The sequence below is a fragment of the Tengunoibacter tsumagoiensis genome (assembly GCF_003967535.1).
Lineage (GTDB): Bacteria > Chloroflexota > Ktedonobacteria > Ktedonobacterales > Ktedonobacteraceae > Tengunoibacter > Tengunoibacter tsumagoiensis.
Map to the genome: position 1 here is coordinate 44,294 of NZ_BIFR01000002.1, position 15,401 is coordinate 59,694.

A 15,401-nucleotide genomic window follows, 5' to 3' on the forward strand; every position below is an offset into this window, starting at 1 on the left:
TATAGCAAAACTCGTCAACAAACTACCTATTTTCCTACTATTTGCGATCAATTTAGGCTAGCGCGTGCTTCTACCCCTTGTAATATCCTCTTCACAAATTCCATTCACAAAGTACTGTAAATATATAGACAAAACGCTCTCACACTTATTAAAAGAACCTCTACAATGCAAAAATTTGTTGGTTCAATGTTATATGTGCCTCAAAATTGCTAAAAGATTCCTAATTACAAGCAAGCAGACGCACAGTCCAGAGAGAATGTAAAACATCTGTTTCCATTGATAAAAAAATTGAACTATCATACACTATGATAAAGAATACAAATAGTAATCTTTATCATAGGAAGAAAGATGAATCATCGTACTACATTAACAATCACAAATGGCAATGAAGGCGCCTGGAAACCTGATCATTTCTCATCAACAAACTCTGTTTCAGCCGCTATCTCCTCAAAACAGAGATTAACGGTTCTCACAGCCGCACGCGTGCGATGAATAACGCCTGCCGGGATGGTAAAGACGTCTAGAGGATGCAGAGTCACGGTCTCACGATCATGGAAATCAATCATCAACTCACCTTCCACGACCATAAATAATTCATCGGAATTCGGATGGCGATGCCAGGGATAATCACCACTCCAGACAGCCATACGCAAACAGCTAGCATTAACCTTATTAACGACAAAATTCTGATAGGTCTCAGTACAAGATTGAGCCAGAGTACTTAGATTAAGAAGGTGTGCAGGGGGAAAACTATCCATAAGTAAAACCTTTCATATCATGAACGTATTTATTTAGCATACCATAGAAAGGCTGATGTATAACAGAGGTGACAAGCAAGACAATAGTTTACATGAAAATCGCACAAAAGATCGTTCCCAACAGCAGATTACTTCGAACCTGGGAGCTAAAGGGAGGGGTCTCAGCCCAGGTGACTGCTATTGAGATCGAACGACCGGACCACCAGATTCAGACAATCGTAGTACGCCAGCATGGTTCCATAGACCTGGCACGAAATCCTCAGATTGCAGCAGACGAATACAAATTATTACAATATCTAGAGTCCGCTGGCCTGAACAGCCCAAAACCATACTACTTTGATCAATCCGGCAAGCTCCTCTCTACCCCCTACATTGTCATTGAATATATAGATGGAGAAGCAGGCCCCCAGGCCGCTCCAGATTTCAGCAGACAATTCGCCCATCAGCTTGCCAGAATACATCAACTGACACATGCCACAACAGAGCTGTCCTTTCTACCACAGCAAGCAGAAATTGCCGACAACAACATCTATAAACGACCAGAAAAACTGGATACCACATTGAATGAAGAGCTTATTCGCAATACACTGGAAAGAGCCTGGCCCAGACCACAACAAAATCCATCCGTCCTGCTCCATGGAGATTTCTGGCCTGGTAACACCTTATGGAAGAATGGACGACTGATTGCAACCATCGACTGGGAGGATGCGCAGATCGGAGACCCGCTTGTCGATCTGGCAAATAGCCGGCTCGAGATCCTCTGGTCACTGGGGCGAGACGCCATGCAAAAATTCACACAACAGTATCAAGCTCTCACAACATTGAGCTATAGCAACCTCCCCTATTGGGACCTCTATTCCGCTCTCAAACCCGCCTTTAAACTTGCGGAATGGGCGGGAGACGAGAAACAAGAGGAGAAAATGCGGAAAGAACATCAGTGGTTTGTAGAACAAGCACTAAAGAAACTATCATGATGAACCATCTCTTCATCTTATTTCATCATTAATACATCTATATGTATATTATTGTGTATTTAGCCAAAAGACCTTAAAATTAATTGTCGGCCAAATAATGTAGCTTCTATCCACAGAAAAACTGCTGGGAAAGAGGTAGAAAGATGAAATCTTTATGGAATTTTAAAGCAGGCAATTTCATATGTGGACTCTGTATAATATACGCATGTATAAGTATCTTCTCCAGTAATACAGCCAGGGCTTTCGGGCACACACTGCAAAGTTCACCGCTTACTAGTTGGCAGATAATGGCAAATGCAGATACGCAGAGTCCTGGTATTATCAACTCAGTAGCAGCAATAAATACAAACGAGGCCTGGGCAGTAGGGAATACACTGCGCAACGACCTTTATGATCAGACGCTATTCGAACATTGGAATGGCAAGATCTGGCAGGTGATTCCAGGAGCGACCATCCCACAAACCAACCCAGCCACCCATGCCGTTCCCATGGGAGTGGCAGAGATCGCAACCAATAACGTCTGGGTTGTGGGGAGAATCTTCAATATCATAACTGGAAATCAACCATTAATCGAACATTGGAATGGCACCAATTGGAGACTTGTGCCAGCAGCCAGAGGCACATCCCAACTTCAAGGCATCTCTGCACTTGCCTCAAACAACATCTGGGCGCTTGGAAGCTCAGGGGGAGGAACAGACCAGAGCTCCTCTCTTCCACTTGTAGAAAATTGGAATGGAGTAGCATGGAGCGCCATCAAAACGCCCATCAACACATCGACTACACAATTTAGTGCTATCGTAGCGCTATCATCCAATAACGTCTGGATCGCAGGAGAACAGGGCAATGCGACACTGTTTGAGCACTGGAACGGCACCGATTGGTCGATAACTCCCAGCCCCAACATCACAGTCTCGCAAGGTTTCAGCACAACATACATGAACTCAATCAGAGCATTAACACCAGACGACATCTGGTCAGTAGGCTACGTCAACAATTACAGCAGCAGCGGGAGCATTAATATTCCACTCATCGAACATTGGAACGGCAAAACCTGGAAACTTATTCAAAGTCCAGCCGGGAACATCGTCCTCTCAGCAGTTGCAGGCCATACAGCGCATGATGTCTGGGCTATTGGCTATCAGCCAGGCCAGACCATCTTTGAACACTGGAACGGCAAAAATTGGAGCCTGGTTGCAGTACCAGAGCTTCAAGGAGCCACATTGAACGATCTCACCATCATCCCCAATTCCAGTGGCCTGCTGGTTGGTGGTGGCACCTTTGGAACCGAGCTACCAATCCTAGCGGACCATTTCTAAACATTCTCTAACCATTCAAGGAGGATGAGAGCACCCACCATCCTCCTTTTACCAGGAAGGCGCAAGAAAAAACCTTGCTTCAGCTATAGGGATGAATTGCGCCCTCTCCCTCAAAAGGAGAGAGAAGGATTTTTATTTGACGGATCGATAGTTTTCGGTCATACTATGAGCATGAGCCAGTAGCTATGAAAACAAATTCTAACAGTGCTTTTGCTTGCTATTATTATCTGATATATTGTCCCAAATAGCGCCAGAACGTTCTTTTCCCACCGATCGATAGACAACAAAAAAACCCTTTTACGTCAGTGTATTGAGCAGGCGAGGCAAGCGTGTATTGAGATGGAAGTAATGAAATAGTAAGATATTATAATCATGATCTCTATAGAACTTTTCCGAGTAAAATAATGCATTGTATTAGTGAGAGGTTATTGTATATATGTTGATTCGAAAAGCAAAGGGGCAAGCCATTGGACCTCGCTTAGCCGGTCTATGCGCCCTCCTTCTGATTGGGACAGTAGCGCTCAGTGCCTGTAACGATCAACCCTCATCGCCTCCAGCCACGGCCCGACCAACGTTGACAGCCAATCAACAGAGTGGATGTGAAACAGATCCCACACCAACAAAAACGCTCTACATCGGCGCGGGTAGCTTTGCCAATGATCCAAAAACAATCACATTATCGGCAGTGGACCAGACAACAGGAACACAACAATGGAGCCAGGTGATCGCCCATACCACAGTAGCAAACTTCCAATCGCTACAAGTTGCGAATGGAATACTCTATGTTACCTATCCGCTGATAAATAGCGACCAGCCAGTACCAACCGCCATCTCGGCACTGGATGCAAAAGATGGGCATCAGATCTGGCAATACAAAGCAGAGCCTCAGACACAGATCGACAACCTCCAGGTCTGTGACGGCATTATACTCCTCTATCTTAGTGATACCACAACCAATACCCAAAGCATTCAGGCACGACGAACCAGCGATGCCAGCTTGATCTGGAACTATCATCCCAATGGATATGTAAGCAGACCAGTCATCACAAAAGACAGCATCTACACGGTAACAGCCACCATCCCAGATCTTCAAAAATGTGGAACACAATCCACTAAAAATACCTGTAACACTTTTTCCACAATCCATGCGCTTCAACGCAACGACGGAAAAGAGCGGTGGCACTCAAACCAGTACACCACTAGTTTTGGCTCCGTAACTATTACTGCGACCCAGCAGGCAGTCTATGCTATCTACCCCACCGCATCGGCCCAAAGCCTCCAAAATCAACAAAATATAGAGATCAGCAATGCAGTAGATGCCCTCTCAGTGCAGGAGGGAACACAGATCTGGCATGCACAGACCAGGATCAACAATGTCATCAGCCAGAGTATCGTAAACGCTGGCATTCTCTATGTTGGTGGCAAAGGAGTTGAAGCTCTACAAGCAAGTACTGGGAGCTCATTGTGGACCAACCCGGATATGGAAGCCCAGAATCTTCAGATAACCAGCCAGGGGATCTATTCAGCCGAGCCAGGAACACAGAAGTTCTGCAATCTTGACCTTCAGAATGGAAAAAATCAATGGTGTGCGACTGCTCCTGACAGTGGAACTATCACCGCAACCAGTTCAGATACGATTTATACAGGTGCCAACTTTGCAGGAACTATCTATGCACTACAAAAAACTGATGGAAGAGAACGCTGGCATTATCAAACAGAAACAGATCACCGCATCTTTGCGTTGGCACTCGCGTAACCTGCAGCGAAACTACGATGCCTTCACGTGAAAACGAACAGCAGACGCAAACAGAAATCAAACGAGCTGGCCCATCCATCGTCTAGAACGGGCCAGCTCAATCTAAGTCTCCTTAAAATTCAAACTGAACAATGCGATTATCACCCCCATAATAACCGCAACGTTCATAGGATTTCATATGATAAATAATCCCTTGCTTCGGAAGGGAACTAAAGATAGCCGTCGCCTGCAAAGACTGCCCAACATCTAGCTGAGCCCCTTCACTAAGAGTTCCCGAGGAAACATCCAGGACCACACCATTTGGATCCTCCAACGACATTCCAGCATGATAACTACACACGGAATTTCCGGTATTTGTAATGAGAAAATGCCAGGTCATTGTTGAAGTATTGCCATCAACCTCAATCGATTTAATAATTGCGGATACTTTATCACAACTGCTAATACATGTTAGCTTTAAATTCTGGGTGGATCCATTATATACTATATTAGGATCGTCTGAGACAGGAGTAGATTTAGAGGCTGTAGCCGTGGCTGTCACTCCTTGCGTAACAGGGGACGTTGCCGTTGCGGTCGGCGTCACGATGCTCGTTGGCGTACTAGACAGTGTTGGACTAATCTGAACATTCGCTGTAGCCGTCAGACTGGCAGAGCTCGTTGCTGTTGCATTCGCATGATTGGTCTGATCTACCGTATTCAAAGCGACGCCAGAAGAAGGGTGCAAGAAAGTCGTATAAGCCCAGGCACTTCCCCCTCCAATAAGAAGCAGAACCAGCACAACAATAATAGCAATATACCCAAAGTTACTACGTGGCTTCTTTGGGGGAATTGGCTGACTGAATGTCTGTTTTGGAGCTGGTTCTGCCTTAGGAAGATCAAGTCCGGCAGGAATCTGCATTGTCGTATCAGAAGTATTCGTTATCACTGATGGAGCAGCAGGCACAACAAGAGGCTGGCCTGAAAGATTTCCTTGAGCACCAGAAACTGGTGGTACAGGAGGATAGGCTCCTGATGGCTGCCCCGGATTTACAGGGGGATAAGCTCCCGATGGTTGTCCTGGATTTACGGGAGGGTAGGCTCCCGATGGAGTACCATAACCACTATAAGGATTCGCTGGACTCATCCCAGGAGGAGGAGGAGGAGTCTGGTTGCCTGGAGTATTAAAAGAAGCATAGAGTGGAGGAGGAGGAGCAACCGGATAAGCATCAGGCTTACGGTAGGTTGGAGCCATTGATTGATTGGACTGAGTAGGACCATCCATAGCTATAGATGCTTGCTCTAAAGCATTAGCAAAAGCCTGAATACTTCCAAAGCGTTGCTGAGGATCCTTAGCGAGAGCAGTACTAATCACCTGTTCAACAATAGGTGGAAGGTTCTCAACCTTCTCACTAAGAGGAGGAAGAGGAGCAAAAATATGCTGGCTACCAATCTCAGCAAAAGAGCCATTAAAGGGACGAACCCCACTCAACAACTCATAAACCACCACACCTAAAGCATATTGATCGCTTGCCGGGCGGGGTTTCCCCTGCAACTGCTCAGGAGCCATATACGCAATAGTGCCACCAACCTCCTGACCTGATTGGTAACGAGAGCTCTGTGAGACAACCGCAATCCCAAAATCGCTCAGGAGAATCTCACCTTTAGGTCCAAGCAACATGTTCTCAGGTTTGACATCGCGGTGAATAATGCCCTTATTATGAGCATATTGCAACGCATCAGCCACCTGCTTAACGTAGGACACAACCTCATTCAAAGGTAAGCGTGCTCCCTGAGGATAACGCTGGCGAATGGTGCCATTTGGTGCATAATCCATTACCAAAAAGGGAACATTCTCGTTCGTAGTCACCCCAAAATCAATCACATGGACAATATGAGGATGAGTAAGATCAGCAATCGTACGTGCTTCCTTCAGAAACGTCTGATGATCCTGCTGAGTCAACTTTGCCTGCAACAGCTTAATAGCTGCCTGTCGATCTAAATATTGATGCTGGCCAAGGTATACATCGGCAAAGCCACCTTGACCGATTAAGCGCACAAGTTGATAACTCCCAACTTGCTGCCCGATGCGATCAACCATAAATAAGCTACCTCTTCTGTATGTTATAAGAAAAACTTATCATTTATTCATACGTTTAAAAAGCTCGTTTTTTTATACTACTAAGAGGTCCATTGAATGTCAAGGCTCAAAGCAGTATCCAGATGTTTTTACGGCCTGAAAAGAGGGGACAGAAGAAGCATCTATAAGTAATAAAAAAGAAGAGAAGAAAACCTCTTCCCTTCTTCTTACCATGAAATGAAGTATGTTAGTAAGGCTGCTGCGATGGATACTCAGGATAGACAGGGTCCACTCTGGGAGCTTTATTTTTCCCTATCAGGCCACCCAGGGCCCCAACACCAGCTCCAATACCTAATTCAAACAATGAGCCAAAGACTAAAGCAACCACCAGTGAGACAAGGCCAATAGTCTTAAGAGATTCAGAGCTCATCCCAGAATTACTAGGCATATTTGCAAATGCTTGATTGATATTATTACTATTAAGTGTAAATGTAAGAATCAATGTATAGATCAAGCCAATCACACCAGAGATGAGGCCGGTCCAGAGTCCTGCTAACGTGCCAGTACTCACTTTTCCAGTCTGTTTAGAAGCCAGAAAACCACTTACCGCATACGCAGCCAGCGCCAACAAAAAGACAATAAAACCGATCACATATGTCACAACAACAGCAGGATGCACAAGAGCATTCACCAGCGCTTGCACAAACTCGATAACGGTTAGCCCAGCGCCAAACACCAGGCCTTGCTTTAAAGCAACATTCTTCGGTGCTACATTCTCTGCATTTTGCATCAACTATTCCTCCATGACATCAATAGCTTGCACCATCAATCGATAAAACAGATTATTTCACGTCAGCCTATACTTTTGAACAATGGCTATTGCTTTCTGCTATAACAATATATAACAGAAAGCAATAGCAAAGTCAATACTGTTCAATTTGCCCTCTTTCTCACACGGAGTATATGCACAAATAGATTCATAGAGAGCTGAACAGTCATTATACATGCTCAATGAAGAAAATAAATTAAGCAGATCGTTATACTAAAAATACACTCGACTCCAGAAATGCAGGCGGAATAGAGAATATATTTGATGCATCTAGCACTAGATGCACTTATCTATAAAGGAGTTAAGCCATGGGAGAGAGAACAGTCCAGCTCCATTTCTATAATCATATCGCTCAACAGTCCGAAAATAACCTGTTAATCTTTTTACAGCCAACTGAGCTGCATGAGACCGACCAACTCTATCCCTGGGAGATTCTACACATTGCAGTTGGAGAAGCATGCACCATACCATTAACAACTTGCATCTCGGCAGAGATTGCAATCTTTGACCAGGGCCGCAATAGCCATGGTTACTATGGTCAACGCATCCCCCTTCCTCCAGGACAGGCATTGCAGATACAGAATCCTGATGGGCTACGCCCATTCATTGGTCACCCTGGTAAATTTTTGGATGCCAACCATGTAGGGCTACAGAATAAGACAAGCCACCCTGAACTGCACCTTAGCATCCGTTGGTACATTAACGGGAAACAGATTCTCGAAACACATCATACAGAAGAGACAGCGCTTGCCCCTAATCAGATCTTCAACTTTGAACTCCAACCGTATCTCTATCTATTATTCGCGCCTCCCCCTGAGCTAGACCACAGCTTCACCGGTCAAAACCTTATTACAAGCCACACCTTTCATCTCCCACCAGAGGCGACCCACCTCTACTTTGAGATTGTGCTACGCAACGGAGAAGAATCTTGCCAACCTATTAGCCAGGAACTTTATGAAGATCTCCTTCAGCGCACGAAAAAATTGCATTCCCCGCAAAGATAAGAGAAAGGCAGAGGAAGCAATAAAAATGTAGCTTGCTCTATTTTATTGCTCAGCCTCTTTACCATACGTGCAAAGAGGCTGAAACCAATGATAAACATGCTCACAGATCAACATAGCATAAGGACACAATCACAGTGAACCAGAATTGACCGAAAGCCCTCCATCGATCGTAAAAGTGGAGCCAGTCACATAAGCCGATGCATCTGAAGCCAGATAGAGCACCAACCTGGCGACCTCTTCTGGCTGGCCCATACGATGCAATGGAATTTCCGCCAGGAGCGCAGAAAACTTCTGAGGGTCAGCCTTCACATCGGCATCAATCGGAGTATCCACAGCACCAGGGGCGATATTATTTACGGTAATATTATGTGGAGCCAGCTCCAGACAGATCGTGCGCGTCAACATTCGTAAGCCGCCCTTAGCGCAGCAGTAGGGTACATTCTGAGGCATCGGAATATCTTCATGAACAGAAGAGATATTAATGATGCGACCACTATGCTGCTTAACCATGACGCGAGCAGCGGCCTGGGCGCCAAAGAAAACCCCTTTAAGATTAACTCCAAGCACACGGTCGAACTGCTCTTCATTCACCTCCAAAAACGGACTATGGATCTCCATTCCTGCATTATTGACCATAATATCGAGGTGTCCAAAATGATCGACCGCCTGTTGAACCAGATTTTGTACCTGCTGATACTGCGACACATCAGCCTGAACCACCAGACAACGTCCATTTTTCTGCTCAATTGCCTGTCGCACTTCCTCGGCCTTCTGCTGAGCGTGCGCATAATTGACCACCACCGCAGCTCCCTCTTCCGCAAGCAAGAGCGCAATAGCACGACCAATACCGCTATCCGCCCCTGTAATTATAGCTACCTTCTGATCAAGTTGACCCATAAGAACAGAACTCCTTTGCCTCTGTTAACTCATCCATCATCTGGAAAGCTCAGACAGACGATCTCACACGACTCTGTTTCATCTCGCAAGGTTGGTACAATTCGATAACTATACGAAGGACCATGCATTGTCAGTAAGCGTAAATTGATACCAGGTATAATACGAAGGTTGCGCATAAATGGTGACGCAAGGCAGAAAGGCTTCTCAACTTGAAGGAGCTTCATCCAAAGAGAAATAGATAGAAATACTAAAAATAACCGACCTACTTTTAAGGTATAAAATGGACAAAAATAACACATAGGATTGACAGAAGCGGAAGAATAAACTAGTATTTCCAATAATTACGCAAACGTAATGAATCAACCTCCAACCATCGGGTCAGAGGTCAGATAGTGGGGAAGGTAAATGCGCTTAAGCATTTAGCCAACAGGAGAAGAATGATGGATAAGCACAAGCAGCAAAAACTCGATTTCGCTCTCCCAGAAAATGCGGAACTTCTGCTCAGTGAGGATAGTGAGAGCGACAACGATATCTCCGCTCTGCTCGATCAGACCTTTGCGGATGTTACTGACTATATGACTGAAGAGGAGGCAACCGAGTATATAGCCAGCCTTCTCGAGCGTGGAGAGATCGAAAACGAAAATTCTCTCTTCGAGAGTATCACGCCCTATATCACTGAGCACATGAAAATTACCAATTATCGACCGGATCAGGCCGTACGCGAAGCCTCATTAGCCCAAAAAAATATGTGGAGGCCTGGTGATGGTGAGATCTACTATCAAGCGTCAAATACGTTGGAGGTCTATCTAGGGACCCCTGAACGTCCGTTAGAAATCCCCCAGGCACTCAAACAGATCCGCCAGTTGAGCGAAAGTACGGTGCTCACAGCACGTATTGTGTTGGGGCTCTGGAATATCAGACGCCACAATGACCGTGTCTCGAAAAGTGGCAGTGTTGCGGTGCTTCTCGAAGAGATCTTGCAATGGCAAGGGGTTCAAAAGCATAGCCGTGTCGCTCATCCTGGCACCTCCAAGCGCTATACCGATGGGTATCGCACCGAACAAAAACACAGGGTTCTACAAGATCTGGCTCTGCTGGCTTCATGCAATGTACGTGGCAACTGTACAATTACGGTAAAGGGAAAGTCAGTCCCTATCCAGGTAGATGGACCATACATGCGCTATTCCGTTGTGAGCCGCAAGACATTGATCGATGAGAAAATTATCATTGGTTTTCTGGTCTCCCCTGGCGACTGGATTAGTACCTATGAACAACACCAGAATTACTATCTCGCAGAGGTTGATAGCCAGATATTTAAACTCAATCCACAAAATGATCGCTACGCCTTACGACTGGCCCTCTATCTTACCGAACGCTGGCGTGAGCAAGCGAAGCAAGGTGACTTTAGTACTCCTATCTCTATGGTGGAATTGCTGGCTGCCAGTATGATTGAAGTTGACGAGCGACACATGACTGCACGTTTTATTCCCCGTATTGAAGCCTCTCTAGAGAAGCTAGAAGAGATGGGAATTGTGGGCAAACAGGTCTGTCTCACAGATGTAGATCGCAACCAGACGCGCTGGAGCAAAGACTGGCTGGGCTCGCGCTGGGAGATTCTTCCACCACTCAAACTCATCCAGGAGTACCAGACTCTTAATAATCCTCAGAAAAGACGGATCAGGCGGATCAGATCGAAGGAACAGTAACCTTTAATGAACCCCACCAGGGTTCGGTGCATTTTTCGGTCTATGAACAATTGTTAAGCAATTGTAAGCCGAAAAATGCTTTTTTTATGCCCTAGGCAACACAAGGTCTCCTCTGCAGCAATACTTAAAGCCTCTCATCCCCACCAGGGTCTGGTGCATTTTTTGTATCAGCCCCACCGGAGTCAGGCGCATTTTTGCAGCATTGATCACAATCCCCCCGCCAGAGTTAGATCTTTTTTTCTATAAAATTCTACTACTATTCCCCCACCGGAGTCAGGCGCATTTTCAGCTAAAAGTAAAAAAATAGACCCCACCGGGGTTCGGTGCATTCTTCGCTTAATTTACGTATCATACCCCACCAGGGTCTGGTGCATTTTCCTTAAGGATAGGTTTTATGACCCCCACCAGGGTTCGGCGCATTTTCTGATGAATAAATAACTGTAACCCCACCAGGGTTCGGTGCATTTTCTGGCTCATAAATAGGCAGAGCCCCACCAGGGTTCGGCGCATTCTTTCAACTTGAAAAAGCAGTTAACCCCACCAGGGTTCGGTGCATTTTTCCAGGTCATAAAAAACAGAAACCCCACCGGGGTTCGGTGCATTTTTCACCAGCACATGTTGCCAGATGAAAAAGAAACTCTAATACAAAGCACTTTAGCCGCTGACAAGAATACTTGTAAATAACCATAGAAGAAAATTTTTTTTGTTGTTTACCCCACCAGGGTTCGGTGCATTTTCCAGATTCCTCACATCCATTAAAAGCAGATCCTTACTGGCTTCAGGTAAATCATAGCGAGAGAATAATATGCATGTCTCTTCATTTCCCTTCCTATATATAAGTAGAAGCCATAATATTGCAGCTTACCTATCTACCCCACCAGGGTTCGGAGCATTCTTTTGAAAAGCCCCACAACAGATATACAGAGTCAAGGGTATTAATTCAGTTAACCCCACCAGGGTTTGGCGCATTTTTGGATAGCTAAAGACTCTTTATCCCCACCGGGGTTCGGTGCATTTTTGGAAATTCTTTTGCGGTTAACCCCACCAGGGTTCGGCGCATTTTCTGGTTCGTAAATAGCTGTAACCCCACCAGGGTTCGGCGCATTCTTCTAGAATAAAAGACCCGTTGACCCCACCAGGGTTCGGTGCATTCTTTAAGACTATTCAGTGATTTACCCCACCGGGGTCTGGTGCATTTTCACGTGAAGAATCGCACTGATTTTTCGACGAAATCGAAAAATTACTCCATTAATTATCAACAAAAATTACACGTTAATAAAATTATTTGCATAACATAAATCTGGAAAAATATATATGATCAATCAAAATTAGATACGTAAAAAGCATTGTGAAGAGCCGAATGGAAAGATGAAAAAAAGTTCATTTTGAGCTCAATCTCTTTTACACAAGATAAGAATAAATAAATATTTGCAATTATCGATCGATGAGTTCTACTCATCATCGATCTCCAACCAAAAGTCATGTACGTATCCCCACCGGGGTTAGGTGAAAACCCCACCATGGTCTGGCGCAATTCCCACCAGGGTAAGGTGCATTTTTGAGCGTAACATCATCACAGTAATAAGCAACTAACAGTGCAAATCATACTAGTCAAAAACGATTTCTCGAGGTACTATGTTCATCACTAAGTGCACTACCATACGAAAGAAAAATGCATAGTAGTTTGAAGGAATTTTGGCAGAATCATATCCAGGTTCTCTCGCTACTAAGTAATACAGAAGAATAACACAAAAAGCTATTATTGGCGAAAAAAAAGTTACCAGATCAGGCAGTTGGGATGTTGATGGAAGGGATGTACAAAAAATGTTACAGCACGAGGAACCATATATCGATCACCAGGCAAACGGTCAGTCAAACATGGGAAGGGATGTCAAACGTATGCAAGAGGTCACTATTGACATTTGGCATAAACACGAGACAGACAATCAGCATGTTCGATCTGGTGAGATCCAGTTAAACCAGATTGATCCACTGATGATTCAGACAATAGAGAAAATTTTTCCCAAAGCTGGAGGGCTGAAGTTTCTTGCTGCGGTACTACGTCATGCAGCAATCATGCAGAATGTATTGCCAGGTATGACACAATTAGGCTCACATGTGGCAGTAATTAATGTTCGAACAGTTCGTGATCTAGCGGCAAAAATTAATTGGGGTTATGATACCACCCACAAGTACGAGGTTATTTTTTGTGCCCTCAACTTTCTGCATAAACGCCGCGATAAAAAGCAGCTCCAGCTTATCTTCCCTATCGAGCACTATGTAGCGCCAGAGAGCCTGGATGAACTGGACCGATTAATTGCCCATAGCCGCCCTAAAGTTCAGCAGTTTGCAAAACGAGTCCGAGAGCGTCTCCTGCTTACCACTGTGTTGGGGCAGCCATCCGATAAACAAACCTATGGGGTGATTGAAAAACAAACAAGTGATGAAGCTGTACTGCTCAAAAAATTATTGGCTGTCCTGCAATCTGAAGGTATCAGCCCAATCCATGGGCAACGAATCGCCTTAAAGATCAGCAGTGAAATTTTGAGCCAGATCTTGTCACCAGGCCAGAGAGAGGTTCCTACGAATAAACCGGCTCATCAATTATCCTCGCCAAGGCAGGGGCATACTACATGGTCTAGAAACGCTGTAAACGCCCCTACCTCAACCATCCGTCAAATAAGACAGAAACAGCATTCCCAATACCTTCAGCCCCAAGTAACAGGCTACGAGTCTACTCAGCCCCAAGTAACAGGCTACGAGTCTACTCAGCCCCAAGTAACAGGCTACGAGTCTACTCAGCCCCAAACAACAGGCTATGAGTCTACTCAGCCCCAAACAACAGGCTATGAGTCTACTCAGCCCCAAACAACAGGCTACGAGTCTACTCAGCCTCAAGCAACAGGCTATGAGTCTACTCAGCCTCAAGCAGCAGACTATGAGTCTACTTATTCGCCATTCAACGAAAACCAGAGGACCTACTCACTGAACTATGCTACTGGATGTACGATTGGTGAAATTTACAATAAAACAGCACATCGAGATGACAGCCCGGAAACAATTCTTGAGCGCGCCAAAAGAAATAACATTTCGGCTCTGGGACTAGAAATTCTCAGAAAATCATTACAGAGAAATGCCGAATATAAAAAACGTGAGGAGCATTGCACCCCCAGAAGAGAAAAATCATCTCCTCATCAAGAACAATACGAGATACTGCCCTATACCCAGGAAGAACAAGTCTACCCAAAAAATGGCCGGGTAGACCAGAACATTCGACGAAGATACTCAATAGCGCGGCAAGAAGACTTTTCTCATCCAACATTTGAACCAAACATAGACCAGATGCCAGAAAGTCTCCCCTACCAACCACAACAGGAAGACTTTTTGACCGCTCAACCAGTATGTGTAGACAGTGTAGACTTTAGCGTGCAAAAAGTCTCCCCTATCGACGCAGTCATCCAGGAGTACCAGGATCAAGAGCGAAAAAAGTATACTTCTCGTGTACCAAAAACGGTAGACTCATTCTCTGAGTATCCAGAATTACGTAACGTAACGTATAATAATACAATTAAAAATATTATATACACATTACATCAAAACGTTACGTTACGTAAAGAAACACTAGGCACTTTTTTTTCCATCATCTTTGATCACGAATTCACCCAAACCAAATGGTATGACGACTGTATCACCCAGTCTACCGCCGAAGTACTAACACAAGTCTTTCTGGAAATCTTAATCAGCCTGCATGAAAAAAGCGCGAGAACAATCCGCAAACCAGGAGGAATGTTTATCAAGCGTTGCAAAGAATACTCGAAATGTCCCCCAGTCAAACATCCAAAGTTAGACCAGTATGCAGAAATGACCTATAACGATCTTATCAGCTTGCTTGAAGATCATTTCTTGTTCCATTCGGACCAACGCTTGCTTCAAGCATAACAGATTAAAAATCTGAAAAAAGCAGAAGAAGCCAGACAGAATTCTTGTGCATCATAGCAATAAAAAACGGAGAAATCAGAAAGCGCTGAGAAGCACGAGAGAGGCCCTGAAAGACCATGAGCAATGTCATTTATCAGGTTAAAGGTCTCAAGCCATCAGAAAGCCC

General features: G+C 44.9%; 10 protein-coding genes. 6 read left to right on the top strand and 4 right to left on the bottom strand.

Annotated features, from left to right (window positions below):
- Positions 1-407: 407 nt before the first annotated feature.
- Positions 408-758 (bottom strand): cupin domain-containing protein, encoded by a 351-nt coding sequence (locus EL628_RS21260; RefSeq protein WP_126582025.1) that lies wholly within the window; start codon positions 756-758, stop codon positions 408-410.
- A 92-nt stretch (positions 759-850) separates the two neighbouring features.
- Here EL628_RS21260 and EL628_RS21265 point away from each other — a divergent pair, with 92 nt between their 5' ends.
- The 3 genes from EL628_RS21265 to EL628_RS21275 all read left to right on the top strand — a co-directional run bounded on the left by EL628_RS21265 (position 851) and on the right by EL628_RS21275 (position 4,804).
- Positions 851-1,732: a phosphotransferase family protein gene (locus EL628_RS21265; RefSeq protein WP_126582026.1), complete on the top strand. Its 882-nt coding sequence runs from the start codon at positions 851-853 to the stop codon at positions 1,730-1,732.
- Positions 1,733-2,019: 287 nt separating this feature from the next.
- Entirely contained in the window at positions 2,020-3,048 is a 1,029-nt protein-coding gene (locus tag EL628_RS21270) for a hypothetical protein (protein ID WP_126582027.1), read from the top strand.
- Positions 3,049-3,484: 436 nt separating this feature from the next.
- On the top strand, positions 3,485-4,804 hold the full coding sequence (locus EL628_RS21275) for an outer membrane protein assembly factor BamB family protein (protein WP_126582028.1): 1,320 nt from the start codon (positions 3,485-3,487) through the stop codon (positions 4,802-4,804).
- A gap of 112 nt (positions 4,805-4,916) precedes the next feature.
- Here EL628_RS21275 and EL628_RS21280 read toward each other — a convergent pair whose 3' ends face one another.
- Both EL628_RS21280 and EL628_RS21285 read right to left on the bottom strand, forming a co-directional pair.
- Complete coding sequence (locus EL628_RS21280) at positions 4,917-6,881, bottom strand: serine/threonine-protein kinase (protein WP_126582029.1); 1,965 nt, start codon at positions 6,879-6,881, stop codon at positions 4,917-4,919.
- Between the two features lie 226 nt (positions 6,882-7,107).
- Positions 7,108-7,650: a hypothetical protein gene (locus tag EL628_RS21285; RefSeq protein ID WP_126582030.1), complete on the bottom strand. Its 543-nt coding sequence runs from the start codon at positions 7,648-7,650 to the stop codon at positions 7,108-7,110.
- A 347-nt stretch (positions 7,651-7,997) separates the two neighbouring features.
- Here EL628_RS21285 and EL628_RS21290 point away from each other — a divergent pair, with 347 nt between their 5' ends.
- Complete coding sequence (locus EL628_RS21290) at positions 7,998-8,693, top strand: hypothetical protein (protein ID WP_126582031.1); 696 nt, start codon at positions 7,998-8,000, stop codon at positions 8,691-8,693.
- 129 nt (positions 8,694-8,822) lie between these two features.
- Here the strand turns inward: EL628_RS21290 and EL628_RS21295 are convergent, their stop codons facing one another.
- Positions 8,823-9,590 (bottom strand): SDR family oxidoreductase, encoded by a 768-nt coding sequence (locus tag EL628_RS21295; RefSeq protein WP_126582032.1) that lies wholly within the window; start codon positions 9,588-9,590, stop codon positions 8,823-8,825.
- A gap of 437 nt (positions 9,591-10,027) precedes the next feature.
- Between EL628_RS21295 and EL628_RS21300 the strand changes: the two genes are divergently transcribed.
- On the top strand, positions 10,028-11,296 hold the full coding sequence (locus EL628_RS21300) for a hypothetical protein (protein ID WP_126582033.1): 1,269 nt from the start codon (positions 10,028-10,030) through the stop codon (positions 11,294-11,296).
- Positions 11,297-13,120: 1,824 nt separating this feature from the next.
- Positions 13,121-15,235 carry a DUF1720 domain-containing protein gene (locus tag EL628_RS21305; RefSeq protein WP_126582034.1) on the top strand — a complete coding sequence of 705 codons (2,115 nt, stop codon included), beginning with the start codon at positions 13,121-13,123 and terminating at the stop codon, positions 15,233-15,235.
- Positions 15,236-15,401: the final 166 nt, after the last annotated feature.

Coding starts and splice junctions, on each gene's coding strand:
- EL628_RS21260 (WP_126582025.1), bottom strand. CDS start 758: ATGGATAGTTTTCCCCCTGCACACCTTCTTAATCTAAGTACTCTGGCT.
- EL628_RS21265 (WP_126582026.1), top strand. CDS start 851: ATGAAAATCGCACAAAAGATCGTTCCCAACAGCAGATTACTTCGAACC.
- EL628_RS21270 (WP_126582027.1), top strand. CDS start 2,020: ATGGCAAATGCAGATACGCAGAGTCCTGGTATTATCAACTCAGTAGCA.
- EL628_RS21275 (WP_126582028.1), top strand. CDS start 3,485: ATGTTGATTCGAAAAGCAAAGGGGCAAGCCATTGGACCTCGCTTAGCC.
- EL628_RS21280 (WP_126582029.1), bottom strand. CDS start 6,881: ATGGTTGATCGCATCGGGCAGCAAGTTGGGAGTTATCAACTTGTGCGC.
- EL628_RS21285 (WP_126582030.1), bottom strand. CDS start 7,650: ATGCAAAATGCAGAGAATGTAGCACCGAAGAATGTTGCTTTAAAGCAA.
- EL628_RS21290 (WP_126582031.1), top strand. CDS start 7,998: ATGGGAGAGAGAACAGTCCAGCTCCATTTCTATAATCATATCGCTCAA.
- EL628_RS21295 (WP_126582032.1), bottom strand. CDS start 9,590: ATGGGTCAACTTGATCAGAAGGTAGCTATAATTACAGGGGCGGATAGC.
- EL628_RS21300 (WP_126582033.1), top strand. CDS start 10,028: ATGATGGATAAGCACAAGCAGCAAAAACTCGATTTCGCTCTCCCAGAA.
- EL628_RS21305 (WP_126582034.1), top strand. CDS start 13,121: ATGTTACAGCACGAGGAACCATATATCGATCACCAGGCAAACGGTCAG.